The following is a 26,349-nucleotide window of genomic DNA, read 5'->3' as shown; positions in this document are numbered from 1 at the left end:
GGGCGGCAGAAACCGTTGGGGACGCGGCTAAAACTGTTCGCCGACTGTGAGCGGGGCGACGTGGGCGCCGAAGGTGTTGCGGACCACGTCGGCGACGATGTCCTGGTCTTCTTCCGGCGCGGCGGCGATCAGGTTCCCGGCGGCGGTCATCGGGTCCAGCGCGGCAGCGGTGTCTTTCGCGGCGAGGAGTTCGCGCATCTGGGGCGCCCACCCGATCTCGCCCTTCTTCTGCCGTCCGGCGAGATTTTTCGCGACCCGCACCACTTTCGGGTCGACCCCGATCCGCGCGGCGAGGTCGTAGTCGGTGGTCACCTCGATCTTGACCCGGAACCGCGACGCCAGCGCGGGGCTCAGTACCGCGCCGTGCACCCCGGGGTTGTGCCCACCCACCACGTAGAACCCGGGTGCGGCGTCGACACGCTCCCAGTCGTTGGCCTTGATCTTGATGTGCCCGCGCCCGTCCATGACGGGGTACACCACTGCGAGCACGGGCGCCGGGATGAGGGTGAAGTCGTCGATGAAGAACGCGCGCCCTTCACGCATCGCGGTCACCAGCGGCCCGTGCGCGAACGCGTAACTTCCGCCCGGGGTGGGCACGTACCCGCCCACGATGTCGTCCACCGTGGTGTCACTGTCACCCGGAAGGGTCACCGCGTCACCGAACGCGGCCTCGACCAACGACGTCTTGCCCGTCCCCGGGGGCCCATACAGCAGCGAGGGAATCTGGTTCTGCCGCAACCGACGCAACACCGTCACATCCGAACTCCCCGCCAGCTTGCGCGGGTGGTAAAGCTGCCCGTTCGGGCGCCGTACCGGTGCGGTCACCAGCGCGGGCGCGGTCGCCTTTTTCGGCCCGGGGGCGCGTTTCGGTGTGACGGGCGCGGGCGGCGTGGTGGCGTCGCTTGTCGCGGGGTCGGTGGTGCGGGTGCTGATCACGGCGGTCGCGGCGGCGGCGGGGGTGTTGGCGTTGGCGCGGTAGGCGCGGGACGGCTGCCCCATGTAGTCCGCTTCCCCGCGCGTGGCCAGGGTTTCCAGGGCATTGCCCACCGCGCCGGATGACCGGTTCAGGAGCCGGGCGGCGGCGCCCGCCGTCAGTCCGGCGTTGGCGGGTTGCTGGGTGAGCAGTTCGGCCACCATGCGACGGAGTTCACCGTTGGGCAACCGGTGTGCCGCGCCCGGGGCGGCGGGCGCGGTGCCCGTGGCCGGAGTCGAGGCGTTCGTGGTCATCGTGCTGGTTTCCCTTCACAGCATGGGTTTCGGCGGTCATAGCGCGGCGGGGACCGGGTGGGGTGGCGCGGGTGATTACGCGCGGCGCAACGTGGTGATGAGCGCGAGCACGGCGTGACCTTCGCTGGGGGCGGGGTATTCGGTGCCGTCGGCGGTCACCACCCGCCATTCCGATTGCCGCACGATGTCGGCGGGAAAGTAGCTACCGATGAAACGCCCGTCGGGACCGGTCACGGTGCCGTACAACAGTTGTTGACGGTCGGCGGGGTCGATCAACACACCCGTGACGGTGCAATCGTTTTCGGTGTTGGTGCGGGTCACCACTTCGGGTTGCACGTCGCGGCTCATGGTCGGGTCGACCACGTACACCACGCGTTCCGGCTGGTTGTCGTCGTGGTTCATGGTGTTGCCCCTTTCGTTGCGGTGTCGCGGTTTCGCGGTCGAGTGATCAGTGGGCGCGGTGGGGAAGTCGGCCGACGACGGCGACGGTGTGGGTGGTGTCGTCGTAGGTCGCGGCGTCGATCACGTGCCCGCATCCGTCGCACTTGTACAAGGGTTCGACCCACCGTTCGGGGGCGTGGGCGGCGTCATCGCCGTTGCTGTCGATCATGCAAAAACCGCTACTGTGTGGCGTGTTCCCGCACACGCACACCCAGCGTTCGCAGTCGTGGGCGGTGATCGTGGCGACGGTGGCCGCGCGCATGGTCGGCACGTCCGGGTGCGGCGTGGCGGGGTTGTGGTTCATGGTGTTCGGCCCCTTTCGCGGTGGGCGCGGTCAGTGGGTGGCGGCGAATTCGGCTTCCGCCGCTTCGGCGTCCCGGGTGTGGGATTCGGCGGCCGCGTCGGCGGTGTCGTGGTCGGGGTAGGTGTTGGACCAACCGCAATAGCAGTGCGCGGCGGCGGTGCCGTCCGGGTTGTCGGTGGTGTCGGCGTAGCACATAGCAATCCCCAATCACGTGTTTGCCGGGTTTCCGCTTTCCGGGAGACCATTCGCGCCCGGTGCGGTGGTTTGTGATGATTTCCGGTTTTCCCGGTGACACAACAAACGTAACTCGACCCCGGGCGCCGCGCAATAGTTTTCGGGGTCAATTTCAGGGAATTTTGCCTATATTTTCGCGTGAATGCGCGCGATTTCACGGACATGTTTGCCCAGGTCAGGCGATTGCAGATTGCCCAAGAAGGGAGCGGCCGGCCACAGCCGAAACCGCGGATAAATGCAGTTTGTTTTAATAAAAGAGAGAAAGAGAACGGAAGAAAGGGCGCAGGTGAGTGAGGTGCAAGGGTGAGCACTGGTGAAACGATGAGGAAGCCGCGTGACATCGCCGCCGGGCCTGATGTGTTCACCTGCTTGGTGTCAAGCGAGTCTGGGATACCGGTGGATCCCCCTTCAGTGGGCGTGACCTGCGGGAACGGCTGACACGGGGGGATCCGCCTTAAGCGGATACCGGAGGACGAGGCTGATTGGCCGGGTCGGCGGTCCCACGGTTGGCAGTCACGCTCCGCATAGCCGGAGGCGGCGGGGACGGCACTGAGTGACCGCGCCGTCGGCTCGGGCCTGGTGTTCAAGGTGATGTCCGCGCGCCGGGTATGCGGGTCGCCACGGTGGCGCCGGAGTGTTTTTGTGGCGCGCGAGAGTCGCCGATAACACTCGACGAGAGTCGATGTCAGAGGTGCAGGGGAATGCGATTGTGCGCCCACGAAGTTCTTTTTCTTTGGCCTCGATGGTTGTGCCGCCACGGTCGACGCTAGCATCGGCGCGGGCGAAATCGCGGCGGGAAATCGAGGTATTTCACTGTTCCGCATAAATACCTTTACCGCACGGGAAACGCGCCTCGATCCCGAATGGGCAAGGCGTGTTCGCGAACCGGTGGCGTGTTCATTCATGGCGCCGTGGATCGGGAGAAGTCCCCGACCGGTATCCCGGTGTCGCGGGCGCGTAACCGCTCGGCGAGGTCGGCGGTGTCCGCGGTGGGCGTCGTGTCGATTTCAGCGAGGCGGGTTCGCAGGAGGTCCAAGGTGCGGGAGATCGCGTCGTGCCGGCCGAGTGCGTGCTGCAGGCGCATGATGTCGCGGTAGATCAGTTCGTTGTGCGGATCGAACGCCCGCGCGGTTTCCAGCAGATCCAAGGTGTAGTCGGGGTCGGCCTCAACGCGGACGCGGGCGAGCGCGGCCACGGCGTCGAGCGCGTCGCGCCGGGTCGCTTCCCGGGCGGCGATGAGCCAGTCGGAGTCCAGGCCGTCGGCCAGGGCGCCGCCGTAGTGCGCCACGATCGCCTCATAGGCGTCGGTGCGTCGCTCAGCCGCGGCGGTGCGTCGGCGGGTCACCGCGTCGGCGAAGGACCAGTAGTCGACCTCCACCACGGCGGGGTCGAGCCGGTACTGGCCGTGCTCGGCCAGGACCAGGTCGCCGGCGGTGCCGCGGGTGGCGGTGTCGAGGGCGCGGCGGATGCGGGACAGAACGGTGCGCAGCACGCTGGCGGGGTTGCGGGGCGGGTCGTTCGGCCAAAGAGCGTCGACGATCGCATCCCGGGACACCCCTCCGGGATGTACCGCGAGGAAGACCAGCAGTTCGAGCGGGCGGTTGCTCAGCGCGCCGGACACGTCGCGCAGCTCCCCCTCTGCCTTGCGAGGGTCGGAGCGCCAGTGCAGGGCAGGGGCACCGAACACTGTCAGCGCGAGCGGCGCCGGTGGGCTCGGATTCCTGCCGGCCACATGTGGGCGTGTTTCCTCGCCCGGTTCGCTGGCCGGGGGTGAATCCGGCGCGGGCGGTCCTGCAGTGATCTCCAGTCGTCGCGGGTCGCCTGCGGCGTTCTGCGGCGCGGCCCGGGGCGTCGTGCCCGGTGGTGTCACTGTCTTCCCAGGTGTGGGGTTGTCACGGGGCGCAGCCGCGTCGGTGGTGCCGCTGCTGTGGGGTGCGGTGGTGCGGAGGAAGGCCAGGAGGTCTCGGGTCGCGGTCTCGGGCAGGGTGAAGGCGCGGGTTCCTCGCAGGGGTTCGCCGAGTCCGGGATCGGTGGCCGAAATGACTCCGCCGGCGGTGACGTAGGCGGTCACGCCGGCGCGCCATTGGCCCAGCAGCAGCGCGGTGATCCCGTGCTGGCCGTTGTTGTCGAGCAGGTGCTGCAGCCGCAGCTGCTGCCCAGGGTCACCGGGTGGGGTTGCGATCACGACAGCGCGCCGCGGCGGCGCCGCGGCGTCGAAGGCGGTCAGGGCGGTGTCCAGGTCGTCCACCACTGTGATCGATGTGGGCAGGTCGGTGGCCGCTCCTGGCACACCGAGCAAGCGGGCCACGTCTGCGCCGGGCACGTAAACCCTGAGCGTGGGTGCGTTCTCGAAGCAGGTGGCCAGGAGGGTGAGCAGCAGGGCGCGGGCCGCGGCGTAACCGCCTGGTCCGACCAGGCCGAGCCCGTGGACACGGGCCAGGTCGAGGGCGACCTGGGTCCGCTCGCCTGCTGCGGCGGCCTTGCCGTCGAGGTCAGGGGGCGTGGCGTCGAGCGCGATGTCGACCACGGACGGCGGCGTCGCCGGTCCGACGCCGGTCCCGGGGGCGCCGATCACGCGGCGGACACGAGGCGCGAGCACCCTCAGCCGACCCGCGTCACCAGCTCCTTCTGGTGCGGTGGTCGACCGCGGTGCCAGGTCTCCGCCACCAGGTTCACGACCATGCTCACGACCGGCCAGGTCGCCGATCGCGGTGTCGGTGTCGGCGTTCAGATCGTGGTCTTCGTCGCGGTGCCGGGCGCTCAGATGGGCCAGCCGCAGCTGATACACCACCGGGGCAACCGGCAGGTCGTCGTCGCGTCGGCCGCTGCCGGGCCGGTAGCGCGCGTGGCGCCGCCGTCGCGCGAGCACGAGCAGGGCACTGACCGCCGCGGCCAGGCCCAGGCTGACGAACACCTCACCGCTCCCCCAGCTCACCGCGCCCCCGGCTGGTCCATCCGCGGCAGGGACGGCCGTTGGCGTCGGGCGGGACGTCGTGACCGGAGGAGTTTGTGAGGAGGGTTGCGTGGTCGTGCTCGGTTCCGGTGGTGCTGATTCGGGTGCGGACGACGAGGGGGCGGGCGGCTCCGGTTGGGGCGGCGTCGGCGGGTCAGGTGGCCGGCTGGTGGCGGGAAGGTGGAGGGTGTCGCCGGGGTGGATCAGGTTCGGATTGGCGAGGATCCGTCCTCCGGGCTGGACGCTGCCGCGGTTGAGGGACCAGAGCTCCGGCCAGCGATCACCCTCGCCCAGGCAGCGCTGCGCGATCCTCCACAGCGAGTCGTGCACCCCGTTCTCCGGTGGCCGGACCCGCTCGGTCCCGGGCTGGACCGGAGGCTGCTCAGGGACGACCGGTGTCGCGGAGATGGGAGCGGTGACGGCCACCTCAACGTGACCGGCGGGGTGCATGTCGGCGGGGTTGAGGGGCGCGGCGGTGGCCGTGCGGCCAAGCACGGCCACGAGCAGGGCGCCGATAAGCATGGCCGCGACCCGCCGCACCGGGCCTGTCTGCCGTTTCAGGTCCGGTAGCCCGCCGCGGGCGACGTCGGCCGCGCACGCGGCGAGGTCGAGGACGAACACGAGCCACGCCAGCCAGGCCAGGCAGGCGAGGGCGTCGAGCAGGAACCGTGCCGACATGTGTGTCATCAGCGCCGTGCCGATCTCGTCCAGGCTAGGCAGGTGATCCGGCAACGGCCAGCCCACGCCGTGGATCAGCGCCCACGGAACCCCGGCCACTAACGCGGCCAGCACGACTGCGGCGAGCAGCCCGCGCACCGCCCGGCCCAGCAGCCGTGCGGTGCGCGTGAGCGGCGCACGGCCGAACATCAGCTACTCGCAGCGCCGGCCGCTGCGCTGCCGCGGCGGACAGCGTCCTGTGCAGGTGCGGCGGGCTGGGCGGTGCGGGTTTCGGTAGCCGCGGGGGTGCCTGGGACACGGCTCTTCGTCGCGGTGCCGGGGCGTTTGCGTTTGCCGCCGCGGGCGGGCTTGGTCACCTGGTCGCGCCAGCGGGTGAGGTCGGCGGCGGGGACGTCGGTGACCTCGGCGAGCTCGGGCACGTCGATGACGTCGCCGGCCGCGGTGAGGACCTCGCCGAGCTCGCGTTCAAGATCGGCGAGCCGCTCGGCCAGGTCGGCGTGCCGGCGGGCCAGCTCGCCCACGGTGCCGGCCGCCTGGGCGCGGCGTGCGCTGCGCGCGGAATCTCGTTCCTCGAGGCGTCGGGTGATCTCGTCGTTGGTGGTGACCATGCCGGTGTTCTCCCTCCAGTACTGCCAGCGGCTCAGGGCTCGATGCCGGTGACCCCGCGCTGCGGATGGGCGGCGCCCCGTCCGTGGGTGTGGATGTCGTCGATCCCGGCCAGCGACAGCAGCTGGGTCTGGTAGACGGCGGTGACCTCGACGGTCACCGTGTCCCCGGTGGCCGTGACGGTGCCGGTGGCGCCGACGCTGGCCAGGTATCGCTGCGCGAGGTCGCGTGCCCGTGCCGGATCGATGCGGACAACCCCGTTGGCGCGATACGCGGCGAGGTCGAGCGCCTGGGCGCCAGCGCGGGCGGCGGACTCGGCCTGTCCGCCGGCGCGGACCTTGGCCGCCAGGGCGAGGCCGCCGTCCAGGCTCAGCCCGGTCAGGGCGAGCAGCCCAAGCAGAAGGGCGAGCACGAACGCGGTCACCCGGCCTTCCTCCGCCCGCCACCACCAGCGCAAGCGGTACACGGACGTGCCGCTGCCCGGCGTGCCTGCTGGGTGAGCAGAATGGGCGGCGTGACCGCGCCCGAGACGGAACCACCCGACCTGGGCGAGGATCGTGTGACCGCGTGGCATGAGGCTGGGCACGTGGTCGTCTATCTGCTGCAGGGCCGGTCGCTGCGCTACGTGACGCTGCGGCCCCGTGGCATCGGGCGCGTGGGTTTCACCGCTGTCCGGCCGCGCCGCGTCGATATGTCGTCGGTGGCGGTCGTCGCGCACGCCGGGCCGCTCGCGCAGGCTCGTCATGTCCTCGAGGTGACGAGCGCGGCTGAACGGCTGCATGAGGGCGTGACCGCGGCGGATGTTCGTCTCGGCGCCTACCTGCACGGCGGGCACGACGACCTCGCCCTGATTGTCGAAGCCCGCCGCGCGTACGGACTCGCCGACGATCAGCCCGATCTGTGGGCCGAGATCGCGCAGGACCTCGTCGACCGGCACTGGACGGACATCAGCCGTATCGCCGAGGCGCTGCTCGAGCACCGGACGCTGACCGGCGCCCAGCTGCGCGCTCTCGTGCCGGGGCTTCCACTCACGCGCTGACGACGTCATCGGGCACCGCCAGGGCGGGCCTGGGACCGGTGGGTGTCCACCACTTCGCTGGCGGACGATTCCAGGGTTTTCTCGCCGGGGACGCCGAGCAGCGTGGCTTGTCCAAAGTCGACGGAACACCTAACGTGCACGGTCACCGCGCTGGCGGGAACCAGCGTGCCCGACAGCGTGGTGGTCACCTCGCGGCACACCACACCCGCCTGAGCCAGCGCGGTGCCGGCCGTGTCGCGAGCGGCGGTGGCGGCGGCCGTGGTGGAGCGGTGCAGGGTGGCGGCGCGAGCGGCCTGGTGGGCGGCGTCGTCGAGCCGCAGCCGGGCGTCGACACCACGGTGCACCACCACGGCCAGCAACACCAGCAGCATGACCAGCACCGGCGTCACCAGCACGGCCTCGGCAGTCACCGAGCCGCGCTCAGCACACCACCAGACCCGGATCCTTCCCACCTGTCGGCTCTCTCGCCGCGTCACGACGAGCCCTCCCCTGCCGGGCCGCCGGCTCCACGCGGTGCGGTCGCACGGTGAGGTGGGACCAGCGTCAGCCGGGGCCACTCCGTGGATGGCCGTTCCCAGGGGAATTCCCCGGCCTGGGTGACGTCTCGGGCCGCGGTGACGTGAGCGAACACGTTCTGCGGCAGCACTTCCGCGGCCTGGGTCAGTCGGCGAAGGTGGTCGTGGCCGGGCAGAGCGGCTAGAACATTGCCGGTGCGGTGAGTCAGGTCGGTGCGCCGCAGTTTCGCTTCCCACGCTCGGGTCAGCAGCAGGCAGCCATGCAGATGCCGGGCGACCTCGCCCAGGCCGTGGTCGATCGTGGTGACCGCCTGGCGTGCCGCGGCCACCAAATCCTCGCCAGCGTCGGGATCGGTGGCGAGTTCCTCGGCGAGGGCGCGCGCGTCGCGACTGCGGTCGAGACAGCACAGGGTCTGCCACACCACCCGGTGCGCCTCACCGGGCAGCGCGGGGTCGATCCAGGCACGGGCCGGTGTGCGGTGCAGCTCGTCGACTCCGGCCAGCAATTCCCGCACCAACCTCGCGGTGTCGGCCCCGAGGTCGGCGAAGTCCCTGCTGCGCCAACCCTCACCGCGACGCAACCGGGTACCGGGAGTGTCACCGTGCGGCCCCCGCCCCTCGCGGGCCACGCACGTAGCACGCCATCCGGCGAGCGCGACGATCAGGACCACGGCGGTGAAAATGAACTTCCCGGCGAATCCGTTTCCCGCCACCAGCGCGAATCCCACGACAGCCGCGCCGACCAGTCCTTTCAGGACAGTTCCCGGTCGCACCGCGGCGGCAATCTGCCGGCGCCGCCAGCGGCGTGCGGTAACGGCGGGATGAAGCAGCACGGTGTCCGGCCCGTCCGGGAACACGCCGTCGAGCACCGGCGAATGCCTGAGGTTGCCCATTAGGAGACTCCTGTCGGTCTCGCACCAGAATCTGGCTCTGGATAAGGAAAAGTCAGGGTGTGGTGTCCGTGTCGGGCACGAAGCGTTCGACCTCGCCAGCGGTTTCGGCGTGCACGTGCAGTTGCACACCGGGTAGGACCGTGGCGGCCTCGCCACGGATACTCACCGCCACCGAGGTCGCGTCACGGGTCACGGTGAGCTGGGGCTCGCGTAGTGGGCCGGCGGTGAGGTCGTCGAGCAGCCGCTGTCCCGCGGCGTGTCCCGCGCCGGCGGTGCCGTGCTGGACGCGGGCCGCGGCAAGGGCTTGTGAGGCGGCGGTCTGGGCGACGTGGGTCGCGTGGGACCACACGGCGAACTGGATGATCGCCAGCAAAGCCAGCAGCAGCAAAGGTGTCGCGATGACCAGCTCGACGGTGACCTCGCCCCGGTCCCCGGACAGCGCGTGCCGGACCCGGCGAGCCAGCGGGCCGCGCAGTCGCCGCGGTGAGCGGTTTCGGATCGGCATGGTCAGCCGATCCCGAGGTTGATCGAGTTGGCCTTTTCGGTCAGTTTCGCAACGATGATCGCGATGATCGCGATCGCGGCGATGGCCATCAGCGCGGTGACGATGACGGTGGTGGTGATTTCGCCACGCTCGGGTTCGGCTCGCAGCACGGCGATCCTCACCGACACCACTGTCCATATCGTACGGACGTATTGCTTCATGGCTCCTTCTTTCGTTTCCGTGCAAGGCTTCTCGCTGCGACTCCACGCGGGCTAAAGCCCGTTGAGGACCTGAATGACAGCGGGATAGGCGATGAATCCCAAGAATCCGAGGAACAGCAACGTCACCGGCAGTGCCATGCGCTCGGTCGCAGCCTGGGCATCGGTTTCGGCGTCGGTGACCTGGTGAGTCCGCAGTGCTTGGGCTTTCGCCGCCAGAGACGCGCGGACGCGAGCACCTTCGGTCCCGGCCAGAGAGATCGACGCGGCGAGTTCGGCGAGTTCGGTGATGTCGAGTTCCTCGCCGAGCCGACGCAGCGTGGCCCAGGGGGTGGTGCGGGTCAGCTGGGCGGCGTGCAGCGCGCGGCGGATCTTGTCGAACGCCGGGCCGGTCCCGACGGCCGCGGCGTCGCCGAGAGCGGCCTCGACCCCAGCTCCCCCGGCGAGGGTGATCCAGACGAGGTCGAGGAAGGCCGAGAGTGCGTCGCGGAACTCGCGCCGCGACCGGGTGGCTTTGGCGCGGACCTCGAGGTCCGGGGACAGGAAGCCGAGCGCGGCGAGCACGAGCCCGGCCAGCAGTGGCACCTCGACACCCAGCGACAGTCCGCCCATTGCCAGCACGGCTTGCAAGAGCCACGGCGCCAGCAGCCCGGACATGGCGAGCACGGCTTTGGATGCCAAGTGGGTGTCGACGCCGCGGCCGGCGACCCGCAGATCGGCCTCGATCTTCGTACCGGGCAGCCCGAGAATCCGCAGGCCGGGCACGAAAACGCGGCCCCAGGCGCGCACCCACGCGGCCTCGCCGGTGAGGACGATCGGCGTGGCCGGCCGCCTGGCACTGACCTTGGCGAGCTGGTCGCTCAGCGCCGGGCGAGGCGGCACGGCCCAGGCCAGGAGCAGCCAGAGCCCTGTGCCAGCACCGGCGCCGAACGCGAGTGCCGGGATCATGAGGGCCCACCTCCGCCGTCTCGCGCGCCGACAGCCGCTGGGCTGTCCAGGATGAGCACCCGTGGTTGCCGTCCGCCGGTCGCGATCCGGGCGAGCCAGGCGAACCCGGCGGCGAACAGGGCCCCGATGAGTAGCAGGACGAGTTGGCCGGTGGCGGTGTTGTAGACGTCGAGGTAGGCGCGGTTGAACAGCACGACCCCTGCGGCGAAGGCGAGGGTGGTGGCGGCGATGACCCGTACCGAGGTCCGGGTCCGGGCGCGGCCGGTCTCCACGCGCATGCGCATCGCGGCCTGCTCGCGGGCGGTGGTGGCCAGGGAGCCGAGCAGGTCGCCGAGCTGGCGGGCCTGGTGCTCGGCCGCGAGAACAAGGGCGGCCAGGACGAGGTCCGCGGTCGGGTCGTCCAGCTCGCGCGCGAGAGCCCGCAGGGCCGGCGCCAGGCGCTGCCCGCTTTCCAGCCTCGCAGTGAGGGTGGTGACCTCGCCGCGGATGGCCGCGGGCGCGAGCGGGGCGGTGGCGAGGATGGCTTGCTCGAGCCCCGCCGCGGCGGAAAGGACGTCGCGCAGCATTTCCGTCCACGACGCGATCGCCTCGATCCGCGCGACCCGTCTGGCGTGGGCGCGGTCCGGGCCGACCAGGCGGGGCAGGAACCACGCTCCTGCGGCGGCCAGCACCGCGCCGACCACCCACCCGGTCGCGGCGCCAGTCAATGCGCCCACGCCGACCGCCACGGCCAGGCGCAGCAGCACCCGCTGGCTTCCGGCCTGCTCGCGTGCGGCGCGCAGCAACACGGGAGGACGCGAAGGTGGCGGCACCGCCGCGACCCGGCGCCAGGCGGCCACGATCAGCAGCAGACCGACGCCCGCGCCCAAACCGAGCGCGGCGGCGATCATGGTGGTGGTGTCGACGCTCATGGCGTCCACCACCCCTCCGGACGGGCCAGCAGGTCGGGGTCGAAGCCGGCGGCGACGAGGTCGTCGAGAGTGTCGGCACGCAGGGCACCGGCCACCGGCACGGCGCGACGGTCCGGGCCGCGGCGATAGACCTCGTTAGAGATCACCGCCCCGTCCTCGGCGTCGATCACCTCCCGAATCGAGGCGATCACCCGTGTCGTCCGGTCGGTGGCACGGTCGAGGTGGACCACGAAATGCACCGCAGACGCGACGAGCAGCGCAGTGGCCTCCAACGGGAGCCGCTCCGGGCCCTGGGCGGCATAGGAAGCAAGGCGGGTGAACGCGATCTTCGAACTACTCGCATGAAGGGTGGCCATGGAGCCGTCATTGCCCTGGGACATCGCGTTGCACATCGGAATGACCTCAGACCCGCGGATCTCGCCGACGATGACCCGGTCCGGCGACATGCGCAGGCCCCAGCGGACCAGCTCCGCCTGATCGATGGCGCCCTCGCCCTCGACGTTGGGTTCGCGGGCCTGCAGGGCGGTGACATCGGCGTGCAGCTCGGGATCCCGGTCGAGACCGAGTTCGAAGGCGTCCTCGACCGTGACGATCCGCTCCATCGGATCCATCTCCGCCGCCAGGCCCCGCAGAAGCGTGGTTTTCCCGGCGCCGGTGCCGCCGGTGATCAACACGTTCTTCCGCGCCCGCACCATCGCGCGCAAGAACCTTTCCAGCCCGATGTCGAGGGTGCCGCGGCGACGTAGCTGCGGGAGGGTGGCGGTGAGGTAGCCGTGCCGGCGGATCGTGCACGCCGTTACCCCGCCCGCCGTCAGGCCGAGGACCGCGAAGAGCCGCTCGCCGCCGGGGAGCTGGAGGTTCAGCGCCGGACTGCCGCGGTCGAACCTGCGCTCCTCCGACGATGCCCGGGCGGCGAGGGTGCGGATCAGGTCGGTGAATTCCACGTCCGACGCCGCCACCGGCGCCACCTGGGCACGTCGGCCGTCGTTGTACTGCACGAACACCCGGTCGAAGCGATTGACCGCGATCGTCTCCACCGAGCGATCCGCCAGCAGAGGCTGCAGACCGCCCAAGCCGAACACCTCATCCAAGACCTGGTCGACGACCCGCTGCTCCGTCGCCGAATCCACCAGGGCACGCCCGGCCAGGAGTTCGGCCTCACTGTGTGCGGCGACCGCGGTGTCGAGGACGTCGCGACCGATCTCGCGACGCCGCGCCACGCTCAACGCACCGCCGCTCGTCCGGGACACGGTCTCGACCCGGCCGGGCAGGTCCGTGGTCAGCGCCTGCCGAAGCCGGGCGCGTAACCGCTCCTCAGCATCCCTCGGGCCGGTCGCGGCGGCGGGCATGGTGGGTTGCTCTGTCCGTGTCATGCGCGGGGCTCCTTCCCTGCAGGGCTGGGCTGATGGCCGTTGTGTCGCGGATCCCTCACTTGCGGCGGCGGCGCGGACGCAAGTTGTGGCCCGAGGCCGGGCGGGATGATGAGCACGCCGCTGGGTCGGCGCACCTGCTGGGCAGGTACACCCGGGACGCTGGCCGGCGTGGTCGCCGGTGGTGAGGCGATGGGAGTGGCGGGTTCGGCCAGGGTGCGGGCGAGAGCGGCGGCGTGGCGGGCAAGGCCACCGTTGGTGCCGCGGCGGCGGGCCAGCGGCTGCCGACGACCGGTCAGCGTGGCGGCAGTGACCGGGTCGTGCGGGAGACGCCCGATCGCGGGTATCCCCAGCTCACGTTCGACATCCATGGTCGGATAGCCATCACCGGTCAGCAGCAAGCCGGGACGTGGCGTCCAGCGCGCCAGTTCCCCTAGCCGCGCCGTGGCGTGGGCGAGGTCGTCGCCCTGAGTACCTGTTACCAGCACCAGAGCATCGGCGCGGCGCGCGATCGCCTCGGCCGGTGATCCGGGATCCACCCGCCCGCAATCCGCGAACACCACCACACCCGCGTCACGGGCCACGAGGGGCAGCAGCGGCCCGTCCGGGGCCGTGGCCAGGGTCGACAGCGTGGCACGCGCGTGCGTGCCACCTGGCGGGGCCACCAGGGCGCGGGCGCCGCCGGGCAGGGCCTGGGTGTGGTCCCACACCGCCGCGGGATCACGGGTGCGGCGTGCCGCGGCGGCGAGGCTCACCAGCCCTGGGGTGGATGGCAGGCCGAACCGCATCGCCAGATCGCCTCCGGAGGGGTCGACCTCGGCGACCAGACGGCGCGTGCTCTCGGCATGCGGCCAGGTCATGGCCAGCGCGACAGCCAGGGTCGTCACGCCCGGCGAGCCTTTCACCGAACACAAGGCGATCAGCATCACCGCTCACCGCCCGCCGGTTGCATCACCAACGCCAGCTGCCCGGCCGGGACCTGAGCCAGCTGCGACGCCCCGGTGGTGTCGATTTCCAGCGACACCACGGTGGTCTGATCCGTGCCTGCCGGGGTGACCCCGACGACCGTGGCACGCCAGGACGTTCCCGGTGCTTGTCCGGTGGCCGAGCTTCCTGCCGCGGTGGCGGCGGTCACGACGACGGTCACTGGGGTACCGGCGGCCAGCTCGGGCGGGGCCTGCCCCGGCTTCACGACGACCGCGACCACCGCCCGGCCCACCGCGGGGAGCGCGGCAGCGCCCACCGCGTCCGGCGTCAGCAGCGTTCCCGCGCCGAGACTGGTCGCCATCGGCCGCCCCAGCACGCTCGCCGCCCGATCCGCCGGAACCAGTAGTACGCCCGGCGCGGCGGACACGTCGATGCTGCGCAGGTCTGCGGGCGTCAGCACATGCCCGAGCGGGACCGGCTTCGTCAGCGCCAGCACCGGAACCCGGTCCTGGGTGCTGGTCGTCCACCACACCGCGCCACCGACACACAGCACCACCAGCAGCATCCCCGCCACCAGATGCGGCAACCGGCGTCGCCGACCGCGGCGCGCAGCCGACTTCGACGGCGACCCCGAGGAATCCAGCCACGACACCGGCCGGGCTTCACCGGCGGCGCTGTCGCCGCGCGGGGAACTGTCAGTACTGGTCACGAGAAATTCCTCCAGGCATAGCTCACCCGCACCACGTATTCACCCGGCCAGCAAATGCCGCCGCGAATACACGGTCAGGAAAAGGAAACAGAAAAACTGCTGATTCAGTTGGGAACGTCGTCCGGGTTATCCGGTGCCCAAGGCTTGAGCTTCGGCGACCCGGAAGGACGCCGCTGCGCTGGTGGTCATGTCCGGGAACGTGCCCGCCGCCCCGGCGCCCGACCACGTGATCCGCCACGACACCGTCGCCACGGCCGGGAACCGCTCGCCCGGCGCACCGGCCGACGAACGATGGTAGGTGTGGCCGCAATCGGGGGACGCCGCCCGCGGATCCCCGTGGGCGGGAAACGGTGTGCCCGGTCCAGCGCAGGACACGGTGCTGCCATCGCCCATTACCCAGGACACCCCGGTCGGGGTCGCGGTCGCGGTGACCGACACCCCGGGCACCGAAGCCGTCGCCGACTGCGGCCGCCACATCGCCCGGTCCAACCACAACCACGTCGGCAGCTGCACCAACTGGGTTCCGGCCGGACTTGAGCCAATCACCGGACTCGGCAACCGCAGCTGCGACCGCGCCTGCTCGGCCAACTCCTCTGGCGAGGGCAGCGGCGCGGCACCTGGTGCCTGACCATCGGGAATCCACACCGGGGCCCGGTAGAGCGCGTCCCGCTGCCCCTGACCGGAACACTGGTAGACATACCACGCGCCGCCCGGCCCTGGACCTTGTGCCAGCACCACATTCTGGGGCCGCGGACGGGCCAGCGACACGAACTGCACCCCACCGGAATCCGAGCGGCGTGGGTGGAAGCGGACCGTCTGCACACCGTTCCCCGGTGGCTGGTAGTTACTGCGCACGTACGAGCAATCGGCTTGGTTCTTGTCACCGCCGACAACCCGGTCGCCAGGCGGCGGAGCGGCTTTGCCCTGTTCGCCTGCCGGCGATTTCGGTCCACCAGGTTTCGGGCCGGGCGCTGGGCCCGGGATGGGAGCGGAGTGGCCGCCGCGACCAGCGCCGAGATCACAGGACGGGTTTCCGGCTTCACCGCACTTGACGTTGCCCCAGCCATCGGCCAAAGCCGAGCTTGCCGCAGCGAGACAAAGGACGATCGCCGCGCCCGCTGTCAGCGCGGTCCTGCTTACCCGGTGCATGATCCGACCTCGTGTACCGCGAAGGTCGTCACTTTCCAAGAGCCATCGACGGCTTTCTTCACCAAGGCCTCGATCTGCCGGCGTCCACTTGGCCCGTCGTTGGCTGGTTGACCATTGTCAGCCCGGTACTTGAGCCAGTTCGTCGAGTCGCCGCAATCGGTGAGCGTGACCGAAGTCGGGTTGTCCAGTGGCTCTACCGAAGCTGGCTTCGGGTTATTGACGGGCAGCCCTTTGGTGACCAGGCCATTGTAGTGATCGGCGTACAAACTTCGGGAAATGGTCTGCAGCGCTTCGCCTGTCGCGTTCTGAGCCAGTTTTGGTGTTTGCCAGTCCGAGGTCGTCGCAGCTTCGGCCATGTCGCTCCACATCCCCAGGTAGGCAGCAGTGGCCTTCTGCTTGGCGATGTCGGCGGGCGAGGCGGCTGTGGTGCTGGGTGCGATTGGCGGTGCCGGCGACGCGGAAGCCGAGGTCGAGCTGTCGTCCGAGCTGCAGGCGCTCAAGCCAAGTCCGGCCGCGGCGGCAAGGCCGGTCAGGGCGAGGCGGGTGCTGCGGTAGTGGGTCATTACGGTCCCCCGTTTCATCGACGATCGCAGATCAGAGCGGGCGGACCGCACCTCCGTGATGCTCCACTGCAGCAGGTTCGCCTCAAGACCGACTTTCGTGGTGATGGCGCTCCGGACAGCAGCTCTCGCGTGAAGTTCACCCGTTGGTTTGAGAGCCGGTCGACCGGAAGATCGGGCGGGCAGGATGGCGTACAAGGTGATCAGACGAGGGGTGGAGGACTTGTGCAGCTGACGGCGAGCAGCTGGTGGTGGAGTTGCGGTGCCGCCGCCGGCCTGGTGCTCGGTGCGGCGGCGAGCGGGCTCACACGCCGGTTCCTGCGACAGGAGCGGAGGCTGGTCGCAGCGTGGTGGTTCGGCGCGGTGCTCACGGCCGCCACCCTCGGCTTGCTGGGCTGGCGAGTGGGAGCACGCGGCGAACTCGCCGTCTACGGGTTCGTGACCGTCCTGGCGGTTCCCCTGGCGGTAATCGACTGGTGCGAACACCGGCTCCCCCGGGCCTTGATGTGGCCTCTGCTTGCCGGCGCCATGGCGGGTTTCGCTGTCCTGTGTTTGGTCCGTCGCGACCCCGCGCCAGGTGTACGAGCGCTTGCCGCACTCGCCGCAGCGGGAGGACTGTTCCTTATTCTCGCCGTGGCCACCAGCGGGGGTATCGGTGCCGGCGACGTCAGCGCCGCCGCCGTGGTCGGGCTGGTGACCGGTTGGATCGGCTGGGCCCAGGTCGCCGGGGCACTGCTGACGGCCTCGTTGCTCGCGCTGGTCATGGTCGCTGCGCCCGGCGTCCGACGCCGTGATGACGACGACGCCGTGGTGGTGCCGTTCGGCCCGTGCCTTCTGGCCGGCACGCTGGTTATGGTGCTGGCGAACGGTTAGAACGCCTGTCGCCGTGTGATGTGACTCCACGGGTGCCTGGCTCATCATCGTTCTTCCCTGCTTCCCTGACAAACCTCGTAGCGGGACTGTCCTACCTGCTGGCTTTGTGCGCTTGAGGGGTTGCCGGGGTGGCGCTTGAGGGGAGGGGCGCCACCCCGGCGGCTTCCGTCGATTTCCCGAGGACACCGACGGAGCGCTTTGCCGCTGAGCGGCTAGTTGGGGTGCGGCGTGACGGGCCAAACTGGGGCGGAGAGCTTGGATTCCCGCCACGCCGCGTCCGGGGCGCTGACCTCCCCGGAGCACCAGAGCAACCGCCGATCAGCAAGTCCCGGGCCAGCGGTGGCAACTCTGGCGAGTCTCGATCACGCTGGGCCGTAATAGCCCGGAATACAGCCGAAGCCCCCGTTCCACCAGGCACCAGTCACCCGCCATCTGATCACCGGCTGGAGATCGGTCGTGCCGGGCCCGACGCAGTAGCGGAAGAGACCACCAAAGATATCCTCGACGTCCAGCATCACAGTGGACCCGGTACCGCCATCGCAGTGCCGATACTTCCCCCAGCCGAGAAAGCCACATCCCTCGCTGACGGTGACAGGACCGCCAGCCGCTGCTTCCCTTGCCATGGCAGCGTTTGCCGTCACACCCGACCCCGCGACCGCGAGCGCTGCGACCACTCCAGCCAAACCGTATCGGACTGCACGGGTCCGCGAAATTCCAATCATATCCTCAGCCCTTAAGAGTAACGGAACAGAATAGTCGAACGACGAGCCTCTGAAATCCACAAGATCGATGAAATCGATCTGCGGCGGGTTGCGTTGTTCTGCTAATCACTATCCACCGTCGCAAGATGAGCGGGAACCCGTCAGGCGAGTACAACGTTGTGCCGATTCTGTGTTGATCTTGTCATGACCCTGTCAAGACGGCAACGGTTTTCATTAAGCATGAAGACTTCTAGAACCTGGAAGACAACGTGCTACCCGGCGCCAAACCAGTGTGAGCCCAGCCAGATCTAGCCTGAGTGAGCTCACACTGAATACCAAATTCATGAACTAGAGAGCGCGTGCCAACCTAGCCGCACCTTAGGCTGACACCATCGCATTCAACCGCGACTAAAAATGCTCTACCGTGCCCACAAAGGAAAGTGCAACACTGTTCCAGCTGGCTCGTTCTTCGCTGCCCACTCAGGTTTTCCGCCCAACGCGGCGCGAGCGCGAATTTCGTGTGCCCGGGAATCACGGAGGCTCTCCAGTATGTCGGCAGCTTTTTCGTAGGCGGCTACGGCCTGCGGACGAAATCCCAGGGCTAGCAGGGCGTCCGCTCGGGCGATCAGTGTGTCGGCGAGGTTCCATCGTTGCCATGGACGCTGCCGAAGGGAGGCCGCGGCATCGAAGTGTGTAAGAGCCGCCCTATGTTCGCCTCTGCGCTGCAGCAGGATGCCGAGGCTGTGGTGCGCGACGCTGTGGATGCCGTCAGAGTCGTGCCTTTGAGCGAGGCTCAGTGCCTCGCGCGCGGTGTCGACGGCTCGCTCGCGATCACCGGCCTCGTGGAAGGCAAGGGCGAGTGCTGCCCGGTTCATGACGACGCCGATGCCGTGGTGAAGTGCCTGGAACCGGTCGTCCGCCGCCAGGAAGTGGGTGATCGCTTCACCGTGCCGTTGACTATCGGCGAGAGCGAGCGCTAAGCCGTGTGCGGTCCATGCCGTGGGCAGCTCGTCGCCGAGTTCGGCGAATAGCTCGAGGGCTTGTGTGAGATGCGAGATGGCTTCAGATGTCCGGCCGAGGTCACGCTCGGCCCAGCCGAGGACTTGCAGGCTTCGAGCAGTGCCTGCAGTGCTTTCCACTGCAGTCGCGGCGTCGAGCCCGTCGTTGGCGGCAATGAGCCAGTCCGTCCAGCTTCGAGTGATGGCGAAGTACGGGAGGAATGCCGTCGGCAGGACCCACAGGAGGTCCTTTGCGAGGTGGCTGCGGGTGTTCTTCGCGATTTGCAGGGCGGTCGCGACCTCGGTCTGACACCAGGACATCGCCTCATCGAAGCTGGGGCTGCCTTGGTCGAAGTCTGCGAGCAGGCTGTCGATCGTCGAGTCACGCCAGTTCGGGATGAGTGAGTTGTTGGCGGAAAGCGCTCGTGCCGTGTACCACCTGAGAACCCGGTCTTGGGCCTTCTCGACGTCGCGGAGGTGTTCCTCGACCAGGGCGCGCTGGTGTGCGTATGCCCGGAGGAGGTAGTCGATGCAGTAGCGGCCGTCCGGCATGGGCGTTACCAGGTGAGCCTGCCGAAGCACGGTGAGAAGTGATTCCGCGAGGTCGGGTTCGATGTCGGCGAGCACTGCAGCGGAGTCCGCGCTGACGGTGTACGCAGGACTTATCCCCAACAGACGGAACAGCCGTGCCGCAGCCGGCGGCAGAGCGAGGTAGGACAGGTCGATCACGCCATGGATGTTGACCGTGGGGTCCGGCGAGGTGAAGAGGTCCAGTCGGTGGCGGTCGGTCGCCAGCTGGGCGGCGATCTTGCCCAGCGTACTGTCGGGACGCTGCTGGAGGTGTTCAGCGACGATCAGGGCCGCCATGGGAAGCCGGCCGCAGCGCCGTACGATCGCTTCGGCGGCAACGGGGTCCGCGTCTAGCCGATGACGGCCAGCACGGCTGGCGAGCAAGGTCAGTGCGTCGGCGGGCGGCAAGGCGGTCAAGTCGATCGACGCGCCGCCGGTCCGCAGCAGCAGGCTGGCTTGGTGCTCGCGGCTGGTAGCGACGACGACGCTGCCGCCGCCGGGCAGCAGCTGCCGCACCTGGCTGTAGTCGGCGATGTTGTCGAGGACCACCACGGCGGGGCGTTCGGCGAGGATCGATCGGAAGCGTGCGGCCCGGACCTCGAGTGCGCCGTTCAGGTCTGCCTGACCGGCGCCCAATGCCTGCAAGAAGCCATCGAGTACCTCCTCCGGCGTCCTGGGTGCACCGGGGCCGAGCCCGCGCATATCGGCGAAGAGGCAGCCGCCGGGAAACCGATCCAGGTTTCGGGTGACCCAGTGCACGGCCAACGCCGTTTTCCCGACCCAGAAGCCTCCTTCGATCACGATCGTGTGGGCACCCCCCTCTGCCCGGCTCGCGAGTGCGGCGTCCATCGTCCGCAGGACGTCTGCGCGTCCGACGAAGCCTGGGACGTCGGCGGGCAACTGCATCGGCTTGCCCCCACCCGCCGAGCCTTCGGAGCGTTGTTGTTCGGCGAGGCGTTCGAGTTGCCCCTTCGCGTCGAGGGCCGTGTCGATCTGGCGCACGACTTCCGGCAGAAGGCGCCGGTGGCCATGGAGCAGCTTGGATAGGTAGCTCGGGCTGTAGCGAGCCTTCGCGGCCACGTCACCCAGGCTCATTCCACGCTCACGGCGCAGCCGGTGCACCGCCTCGGCAAAGCTGTTGATCTGTCGCATCTGCGTCTCCCCATCCGCAGAGCAATCGACCGCGCTAGACGCGAGCCGCTCTTGCCCCGCTGCGCCGGGGCGAGCCCGGACCTGCCTTCTGCACTGGCGCCATTGCGGTCACCATCAACTTCCTCCGACCTTGAGGCTCCACGCCCGCTAGCCCACCTGGGTGGCGAACTTTCTCCTCAGTTGAGGCTTCGTGGAGTCGAGACTATTCTCAGGAGAAAGTTCTTTTCAACTGACGAGAAAGTGATCACCCGATTGGGTGTCTCATCAGTGAAGACACGGCGGCTGTCATGGAGGCCTGGGGTGGCAGGGCAAGCGACGCGAACGCTCGCCGCGAAGCTGAACAACCTCTTCGCGACGAAGAAGCGACCGGACGGCAAGGAGTACAGCAACGAGCAGGTCGCCGAATTCATTGTCGCTGGCGGATACGCCAGGACGGCATCTCAGAGCTACATCTGGGGACTCCGTAACGGCACGAAGACCAATCCGACGAAGAGCTACCTGGAAGGGCTAGCCGCCTTCTTCGAGGTCCCGGTCGCGTACTTCTTCGATGACGACAACGAGCTGGTGCGGCAAGTCGACCAGCAGCTGGAAGCGCTGAAGGCGGAGCGCGCCAGGATGGCCAGCCTTTCCGGTGACGAGGAGATTCAGCTGCTGGCGATGCGCGCCGGCCAGCTGTCACCCGAACGCCTGAAGCTGGTGAAGGACATGCTCGAACTCGTCTACCAGCAAGAGCAAGCCGAGAGGCCCCCGCCACCCGATGGAGGGCTTCCAGGCGTCTAGAACGGACTGGCTATAGCGATTTCTGCGATGCTGCCTGAAGTCGCTGCTGCGAAGGGAGGTGCGGGTGTCTGAACGGCGCATACGCCGACAATGCCGTGAGATGCTGAGCAAGCTCGATATTCGCCCACCCCTGGACGTGACCGAGCTATGCCGTCAGATGGGCGAGATCCGCGGCAAACCGATCCGCCTGATCGCCTACCCCATCCCCGTCCCCGGCCCTTTCGGCATGTGGATCTCCACCCGAGAAGCGGATTACATCCTCTTCCAGAAGGAAACGTCCAAACTGCACCAGGACCACATCGTCCTGCACGAACTCGGCCACATCCTCGGCGGCCATCAGGGTGCTCTCGACAGCGACGTCCTTCCCGACGGGCTCACAACGCCAGGAACACGATCGCTGAGCGAGCAGTACCCGGATATCGGCGATGACGCGGTGAAACGGGCGCTTCGGAGAACTGCCTACGACACCGACCACGAGCGGGAGGCCGAAGCAGTCGCGACGATCATCCTCGAATGGGCGTCCATCCTGAACATCGCGGCCCCGCGGCCCTCTGACGGCGCCGCGCGCGGCATGGACACCGCTCTCGGCGCCCGGATCGGCTGGCTATGAGCTGGCTCATCAGCGCCGCACTGATCAGCTGCCTCCTCGGCGGTCTCATCTGGAAGGGCTACCAGCTCAGCAGGCAACCCTGGAACCTCCCCCTACAAGGCATCGTCGGCTTCCTCGCCTTCGCGCTCATCGGGCGCATCCTGCGTGACGTCGTCGGCGACGCGTCGCTCGTGCGCGGGGGTCCAGTGTGGTCCGCCGTCGCATGGCACGCTCCCACGTCGGCCGCCGTTCTCTCCCTGCTGTTCTTCTTCGATGCGGCGACGCTGCCTCGACAGGTGGCCAAACGCCGCACCCGCCGCAACGTGCTGGTCCTCCTCGCCGCCGAAGTCGTCATGATCGGTGCCGCCATCCTGGCGCCGGCGCCGATGTCCATCCCGTACATGTCGGTCATCTACTTCGCCGCGAACGCATTCATGGGCTGCGCGCTGGCCGCCTGTGCAATCTCAGCATTGCGCTACGCGCGCCAGGCCGAGCGGCGACTGGCCCTGGGACTCCGCGTCGCGGCTGTCGGCTTCGCACTGACAGCCGTAACCAGCGGAATATTCGCCGCGATCGACGTGGAGTACTGGTTCACCGGAACCCTGTTCATGAACATCATCGGCGTGAACGGGACGCTGTCGTTCACCGGCATCGTCGCGATCGTGGCCGGCCTTCTCTATCCGGCGGCCCGCATGCGACTGACCGCCATACGTATCTGGTGGCGGCAACGTCAGGCCTACCATGCACTTGGGCCATTGTGGACAGCTCTACACCACGCGTTCCCTGAAGACGAATTTCTCCGAGCCTCCACCACGCCATGGGACTCCCTCCGCGTATGGGACGTACACCGGCGCTACTACCGACGCATGATCGAATGCCGAGACGGACTCGTCCGAATCAGCCCACGCGTAGCGAAACTCCGCGAAGACCATCCAGCCGACACGCCTCTGTCAGACCTCATCGCCGAAGCGCTCCAGGGCTCCCCTGACGACCACGGCGACCATCAGCGGGCCGTCCCTCTCGCAATCCCGTATACCAACTCAGCGCACGACGAGGTCGACGAACTCATAGCGCTCTCACGTGCCTTTGCTGCCACACGTTCAGCTACTTCAGGGAGGGCCGCGTGACCCATCACGCGATCATCGTCGGCGGCGGCATCGCGGGGTCCGCAACTGCCCTAGCTCTGCGCAAAGCCGGCATCACAGCCGAACTCTACGAAGCTCGGCACGACGGAGGCGACTACGGCGGAGCCGCACTACGCCTTCCACGCAACGGTCTCAACGCCCTGCGCGCCATCGACGCACACGACATCGTCACCGACATCTCCTACCCAGTCGCCAACACCGAACTCAGCTCAGGTACCGGCCGACACCTCGGCACGGTCTCCTTCACCGGCAACGGACCCAACGACGTCCCCCGCACGATGCCCCGTGCCCGCCTCGCCCGCGTCTTGCGCACTGCGGCCGCCGATCGCGGAGCGGCCGTCACCATGAATAAGCGCCTGATAGCCGCGACTTGCCACTCCGGCAGCGTTCTAGCGACCTTCGACGACGGATCCACAGCCGAAGGCACCGTGCTCATCGGCGCAGACGGACTCAACTCCACAACCCGCCGGCTGACCTTTCCCTCCGCGCCAGAACCCCGCTACGCCGGAACCCACCTCGTCTACGGCTACGCCCCCGCGAGCACCGCAGCTCCTCCGTCGCCGGACGCCTTTCACATCTACTGGGGGCGGAAGGCGACGTTTGGCTATACGACCGCCGGCGGCGACATCTACTGGTATGCCAATATCGCCTCGCCAGAGCCACTATCCGCGAAGGAACCGCGCGACACCGAAACCTGGCGCAAACGCCTCGTGAAGCTGTTTCGGCGCGACCGTACGCCGGCCGTGGACATCATCCGAGCCGCGACCGTCATCCTGCCCTCCAACACACGCACCCTCGACACCATGCCGACATGGTGCACAGACCAGGTCATCCTCATCGGCGACGCCGCCCACGCCGTCCCACCAGCTACAGAGCAAGGCGCCGCGTTAGCCCTCGAAGATGCAGTTGTTCTAGCCCAACAACTTCGCAGCAACGAAGAGGCAGCGGCGGCACTCGAAGCCTTCGAAGCCTTGCGGCGCGAAAGAGTCATGCGAGCTGGGGCAAGCCGTCGCAGCCGCACGGCGCACCGCCGCGGCACGCCGCGGTGGATCGAACAGCGAGGCCGCGATCGCAGAATCGCCCAAGCAGCTCGAAGCGGTGCCATGGATCCACCGGCGTGGTTACACGAGCACCAAATCGTTTGGGACTAAGCAGTTTTTCAGCCACTACTACCTGTTCAACTTCTATTGCTGCGACCCTACGGGGTTCGACCGAACTCGGCGTAATACGTCGAACCGTCAAGAAGTGCTCGATGCGCCAGGCTAACTCGCCGAGCCATTGATGGGCGAAGGTGTTGTTTGGCAGCGTCAACGTGGAGGAACTCAAGGCGACTGACCTCGTTGGCCGCCGGTCGAATCGCCTCGATCTGTTCGACACTGAGGACGCCGCCGTCAAAGATGAACTGGACACTGTCACGCCACACACCATGAGTCGGCATCCAGTCGATGAGTAGCAGCCGGCCAATCTGCAAGTCGACCCCAAGTTCCTCTCGAACCTCGCGGTAGCAAGCGGCTAGCGGCGATTCTTCGTCCTCGGTCAAGCCTCCCGGTATGTCCAGAAACGGCTTGTAGGTCGGTGATATAAAGAGGATCCGACCTGACTCGTCACGGATGAGCACACCTGCTGCAACGTTCTTTCGCGGCAGCCGTTCGGCAACTCCCACGTTGAACTCGGGCTCTGGATCGCCCTCGTCCTTCAAGTCGTGCTGGAAGACTGTGCGATCACCGCAGTGGTTGGGCTGCTCATGCGTCAAGGTGCCTCACTTGGTAGGAGCGTGGCCACCGTCTCTGTCAACTCGCGTACAGGCCGCAGCTGCCGGTGCCCTTCAAGCTGGCTGAGCAGGTCGCGGACGATGTGATGCGAGCGCTTCGAGTTGGCGGCCGCAGCGGCTTTGGCCGCCATCGTGCCATAGTGAACACATCGCTCCACATCCTGCTCGAGCAGGGCAGCCTTGGCGCGTTGCCCAGCCGCGAAAACCTCGCGACGCACCTGCCCCTGGGCCCTGTCCGCCAGGAGCTGCAGGTACGGTTCCGCCGCGCGGACATCTCCTAGATCGAGCCATGCCGAGCTGGCGAAGCTCGCGAACACCGCGTCATCCCAGTGTGCCATCCAGTAGGGCGTCTCATCTGCCGAACCGTGATGGTCGTACGACTTCTCACCTCGGCGTAAGGCCTCAGTGCTACCCCTGTGATCGCCAAGGGCCGCGGATGCAGTTGCTTCGAGCATGGCTGCTTCGGTCTTCACTGCCGCGACGGAGCCGGACGAAGCAGTCTCCTGTGCAGCCCGAGCTAGCGCCAACGCCTGGTCAGGTCGATCAAGGTACAACGCCTGATGGCTCATGGTGGCGAAAACGAACGATCCGTACGCAGGGTTACCCGCTTCTTTGGCAAGCCGGAGAGAGTGGACAAAATAGTGCTGCGCGAGACGATGAAACTGAGAATCATAAGCCATGTATCCGATAACCTCGGCCAATACCGCCGAAGCCTGAAATAGCTCACGACGCACCGAATCAGATGCAGGCCTCCGAAGGGTCGGCAATACACGGCTCGTCAGATACTTCACAGCTAGCCCGCGGCAGTAGTCTCCACCAAACTGGCGATCGAGGCGATCAAGCGCAGTAGTCGTCGCTTTAATCTCGTCGATGTCGCGCACACTTGTCGGGGCTCCGGTCGTCGGCACATCGAAATACTCCACACCGAAACGCCAAGCACGGACCGCCTGCGCTGGCAGTCGCCCCTCAAAGACACGCATACCGGGCTTCGTGTCCGCCCCGTTGTCAACGAGAGCCACTGCTTCCAAGGCACTTAACGCATCATCAAGCGACGGGGCATAGCGGGGCGACGTCGTCAGCTCTAATGACGGAGCCTGCCGGGACGGCGAGAGCAAGACCTCCAACTCGGCCAGGCCCACTTTGAGCACCTGAGCAATGCGCGGCCGCCGGTACGGCTGCGGAGTCAACTCGCCCCGTTCCCAACGCCCGACGGTAGAGAACTCCACCCCGACCGCTCTACCGAAGCTCTGTTGGGTGTAGCCCATCTGCTCGCGCCGGTCAGCGAAGGCAACTCGCCGGTCCCCCATGAACATCACCTCACCCGTCGGTCACCGTCACAATAGCCAGCTATCCGTCAAGTCTGATCACCCACTCGACGAGCTGCACCCATTCGGACTACGAACCCGCAATGAGGTGTTTGTGCAGGTCAGACCTAGTGGCGCCTCATAGCCGCCTCATTGTCGCCTTATAGCCGCTCTGGCTGCCGCTTGATCACCGAGCGTTTACTAGCTTCCCTGCAATCCGGAAGGCCGCGCGGGGTGGACGCGCGGCGTCTGCGGATGTGGAATGTCTCGCTTTCCGACCAACCGCAGGCGTACCCACAG

28 protein-coding genes are annotated in these 26,349 nt (G+C 68.2%); 7 read left to right on the top strand and 21 right to left on the bottom strand.

Going from position 1 to position 26,349, the window contains the following annotated elements:
- Positions 1-27: 27 nt before the first annotated feature.
- From ACFVM3_RS11195 to ACFVM3_RS11165, 7 genes are all read right to left on the bottom strand, one after another.
- On the bottom strand, positions 28-1,227 hold the full coding sequence (locus tag ACFVM3_RS11195; RefSeq protein WP_378437736.1) for an AAA family ATPase: 1,200 nt from the start codon (positions 1,225-1,227) through the stop codon (positions 28-30).
- A 75-nt stretch (positions 1,228-1,302) separates the two neighbouring features.
- Positions 1,303-1,629, bottom strand: a complete 327-nt coding sequence (locus tag ACFVM3_RS11190) for a hypothetical protein (protein ID WP_378437734.1) — start codon at positions 1,627-1,629, stop codon at positions 1,303-1,305.
- A gap of 46 nt (positions 1,630-1,675) precedes the next feature.
- On the bottom strand, positions 1,676-1,972 hold the full coding sequence (locus ACFVM3_RS11185; protein ID WP_378437732.1) for a hypothetical protein: 297 nt from the start codon (positions 1,970-1,972) through the stop codon (positions 1,676-1,678).
- Between the two features lie 30 nt (positions 1,973-2,002).
- Positions 2,003-2,167, bottom strand: a complete 165-nt coding sequence (locus ACFVM3_RS11180; RefSeq protein WP_378437731.1) for a hypothetical protein — start codon at positions 2,165-2,167, stop codon at positions 2,003-2,005.
- Positions 2,168-3,107: 940 nt separating this feature from the next.
- Positions 3,108-6,026 (bottom strand): BTAD domain-containing putative transcriptional regulator, encoded by a 2,919-nt coding sequence (locus ACFVM3_RS11175; RefSeq protein ID WP_378437729.1) that lies wholly within the window; start codon positions 6,024-6,026, stop codon positions 3,108-3,110.
- Positions 6,026-6,445, bottom strand: a complete 420-nt coding sequence (locus tag ACFVM3_RS11170; RefSeq protein ID WP_378437728.1) for a hypothetical protein — start codon at positions 6,443-6,445, stop codon at positions 6,026-6,028. Before ACFVM3_RS11170 ends, ACFVM3_RS11175 begins: the two co-directional genes overlap by 1 nt.
- A gap of 32 nt (positions 6,446-6,477) precedes the next feature.
- Positions 6,478-6,867, bottom strand: coding sequence for a hypothetical protein (locus tag ACFVM3_RS11165; protein WP_378437726.1), 390 nt, complete (start codon positions 6,865-6,867; stop codon positions 6,478-6,480).
- Between the two features lie 90 nt (positions 6,868-6,957).
- On the opposite strand from ACFVM3_RS11165, the gene ACFVM3_RS11160 reads away from it, so the two are divergent.
- Positions 6,958-7,482, top strand: a complete 525-nt coding sequence (locus ACFVM3_RS11160; protein WP_378437725.1) for a hypothetical protein — start codon at positions 6,958-6,960, stop codon at positions 7,480-7,482.
- A gap of 5 nt (positions 7,483-7,487) precedes the next feature.
- Here ACFVM3_RS11160 and ACFVM3_RS11155 read toward each other — a convergent pair whose 3' ends face one another.
- The 9 genes from ACFVM3_RS11155 to ACFVM3_RS11115 are packed head-to-tail and all read right to left on the bottom strand — an operon-like array spanning position 7,488 to position 14,457.
- Positions 7,488-7,934, bottom strand: a complete 447-nt coding sequence (locus ACFVM3_RS11155) for a TadE/TadG family type IV pilus assembly protein (protein ID WP_378437723.1) — start codon at positions 7,932-7,934, stop codon at positions 7,488-7,490.
- A gap of 20 nt (positions 7,935-7,954) precedes the next feature.
- Positions 7,955-8,890 (bottom strand): hypothetical protein, encoded by a 936-nt coding sequence (locus ACFVM3_RS11150; protein ID WP_378437721.1) that lies wholly within the window; start codon positions 8,888-8,890, stop codon positions 7,955-7,957.
- Positions 8,891-8,942: 52 nt separating this feature from the next.
- Entirely contained in the window at positions 8,943-9,395 is a 453-nt protein-coding gene (locus tag ACFVM3_RS11145; protein ID WP_378437717.1) for a TadE/TadG family type IV pilus assembly protein, read from the bottom strand.
- A 2-nt stretch (positions 9,396-9,397) separates the two neighbouring features.
- The gene (locus ACFVM3_RS11140) at positions 9,398-9,595 is read right to left on the bottom strand and encodes a hypothetical protein (RefSeq protein ID WP_038520631.1); all 198 of its coding nucleotides are present in this window, start codon (positions 9,593-9,595) and stop codon (positions 9,398-9,400) included.
- A 51-nt stretch (positions 9,596-9,646) separates the two neighbouring features.
- Positions 9,647-10,540, bottom strand: a complete 894-nt coding sequence (locus ACFVM3_RS11135; RefSeq protein WP_378437715.1) for a type II secretion system F family protein — start codon at positions 10,538-10,540, stop codon at positions 9,647-9,649.
- On the bottom strand, positions 10,537-11,451 hold the full coding sequence (locus tag ACFVM3_RS11130; RefSeq protein WP_378437713.1) for a type II secretion system F family protein: 915 nt from the start codon (positions 11,449-11,451) through the stop codon (positions 10,537-10,539). The genes ACFVM3_RS11135 and ACFVM3_RS11130 overlap by 4 nt, the downstream gene beginning before the upstream one ends.
- Positions 11,448-12,824 carry a CpaF family protein gene (locus tag ACFVM3_RS11125; protein ID WP_378437711.1) on the bottom strand — a complete coding sequence of 459 codons (1,377 nt, stop codon included), beginning with the start codon at positions 12,822-12,824 and terminating at the stop codon, positions 11,448-11,450. Before ACFVM3_RS11125 ends, ACFVM3_RS11130 begins: the two co-directional genes overlap by 4 nt.
- Positions 12,821-13,747, bottom strand: coding sequence for a carbon monoxide dehydrogenase maturation protein (locus tag ACFVM3_RS11120; protein ID WP_378437709.1), 927 nt, complete (start codon positions 13,745-13,747; stop codon positions 12,821-12,823). Before ACFVM3_RS11120 ends, ACFVM3_RS11125 begins: the two co-directional genes overlap by 4 nt.
- On the bottom strand, positions 13,747-14,457 hold the full coding sequence (locus tag ACFVM3_RS11115) for an SAF domain-containing protein (RefSeq protein ID WP_378437707.1): 711 nt from the start codon (positions 14,455-14,457) through the stop codon (positions 13,747-13,749). Before ACFVM3_RS11115 ends, ACFVM3_RS11120 begins: the two co-directional genes overlap by 1 nt.
- Positions 14,458-14,809: 352 nt before the next feature.
- Here ACFVM3_RS11115 and ACFVM3_RS11110 point away from each other — a divergent pair, with 352 nt between their 5' ends.
- Positions 14,810-15,085, top strand: coding sequence for a hypothetical protein (locus tag ACFVM3_RS11110; RefSeq protein WP_378437705.1), 276 nt, complete (start codon positions 14,810-14,812; stop codon positions 15,083-15,085).
- A gap of 508 nt (positions 15,086-15,593) precedes the next feature.
- Here the strand turns inward: ACFVM3_RS11110 and ACFVM3_RS11105 are convergent.
- Positions 15,594-16,169 (bottom strand): hypothetical protein, encoded by a 576-nt coding sequence (locus ACFVM3_RS11105; protein ID WP_378437703.1) that lies wholly within the window; start codon positions 16,167-16,169, stop codon positions 15,594-15,596.
- Between the two features lie 222 nt (positions 16,170-16,391).
- On the opposite strand from ACFVM3_RS11105, the gene ACFVM3_RS11100 reads away from it, so the two are divergent.
- On the top strand, positions 16,392-17,039 hold the full coding sequence (locus tag ACFVM3_RS11100) for a prepilin peptidase (protein ID WP_378437701.1): 648 nt from the start codon (positions 16,392-16,394) through the stop codon (positions 17,037-17,039).
- A gap of 362 nt (positions 17,040-17,401) precedes the next feature.
- Here the strand turns inward: ACFVM3_RS11100 and ACFVM3_RS11095 are convergent, their stop codons facing one another.
- Together ACFVM3_RS11095 and ACFVM3_RS11090 are read right to left on the bottom strand one after the other, a co-directional pair.
- Positions 17,402-17,662, bottom strand: coding sequence for a DUF6355 family natural product biosynthesis protein (locus ACFVM3_RS11095; protein ID WP_257489815.1), 261 nt, complete (start codon positions 17,660-17,662; stop codon positions 17,402-17,404).
- A 497-nt stretch (positions 17,663-18,159) separates the two neighbouring features.
- Entirely contained in the window at positions 18,160-20,460 is a 2,301-nt protein-coding gene (locus ACFVM3_RS11090) for a helix-turn-helix domain-containing protein (RefSeq protein ID WP_378437700.1), read from the bottom strand.
- A 300-nt stretch (positions 20,461-20,760) separates the two neighbouring features.
- Here ACFVM3_RS11090 and ACFVM3_RS11085 point away from each other — a divergent pair, with 300 nt between their 5' ends.
- The 4 genes from ACFVM3_RS11085 (at position 20,761) to ACFVM3_RS11070 (ending at position 24,125) form a co-directional block, all read left to right on the top strand.
- Positions 20,761-21,240: an XRE family transcriptional regulator gene (locus ACFVM3_RS11085; RefSeq protein ID WP_378437698.1), complete on the top strand. Its 480-nt coding sequence runs from the start codon at positions 20,761-20,763 to the stop codon at positions 21,238-21,240.
- Positions 21,241-21,304: 64 nt separating this feature from the next.
- Positions 21,305-21,850: a hypothetical protein gene (locus tag ACFVM3_RS11080; RefSeq protein WP_378437696.1), complete on the top strand. Its 546-nt coding sequence runs from the start codon at positions 21,305-21,307 to the stop codon at positions 21,848-21,850.
- Positions 21,847-22,956: an MAB_1171c family putative transporter gene (locus tag ACFVM3_RS11075; RefSeq protein ID WP_378437694.1), complete on the top strand. Its 1,110-nt coding sequence runs from the start codon at positions 21,847-21,849 to the stop codon at positions 22,954-22,956. The genes ACFVM3_RS11080 and ACFVM3_RS11075 overlap by 4 nt, the downstream gene beginning before the upstream one ends.
- Complete coding sequence (locus tag ACFVM3_RS11070; protein ID WP_378437693.1) at positions 22,953-24,125, top strand: FAD-dependent monooxygenase; 1,173 nt, start codon at positions 22,953-22,955, stop codon at positions 24,123-24,125. Before ACFVM3_RS11075 ends, ACFVM3_RS11070 begins: the two co-directional genes overlap by 4 nt.
- Positions 24,126-24,172: 47 nt before the next feature.
- Here the strand turns inward: ACFVM3_RS11070 and ACFVM3_RS11065 are convergent, their stop codons facing one another.
- Together ACFVM3_RS11065 and ACFVM3_RS11060 are read right to left on the bottom strand one after the other, a co-directional pair.
- Positions 24,173-24,727: an NUDIX domain-containing protein gene (locus ACFVM3_RS11065; protein WP_378437691.1), complete on the bottom strand. Its 555-nt coding sequence runs from the start codon at positions 24,725-24,727 to the stop codon at positions 24,173-24,175.
- Positions 24,724-26,052 carry a multiprotein-bridging factor 1 family protein gene (locus ACFVM3_RS11060; RefSeq protein ID WP_378437690.1) on the bottom strand — a complete coding sequence of 443 codons (1,329 nt, stop codon included), beginning with the start codon at positions 26,050-26,052 and terminating at the stop codon, positions 24,724-24,726. The genes ACFVM3_RS11065 and ACFVM3_RS11060 overlap by 4 nt, the downstream gene beginning before the upstream one ends.
- Positions 26,053-26,349: the final 297 nt, after the last annotated feature.

The sequence above is a fragment of the Amycolatopsis sp. NPDC057786 genome (assembly GCF_042797905.1).
In the GTDB taxonomy this organism is placed as follows: Bacteria; Actinomycetota; Actinomycetes; order Mycobacteriales; family Pseudonocardiaceae; genus Amycolatopsis.
Note: the sequence above shows the minus strand (reverse complement) of the source record. Positions and strands in the feature narration are given on the sequence as shown.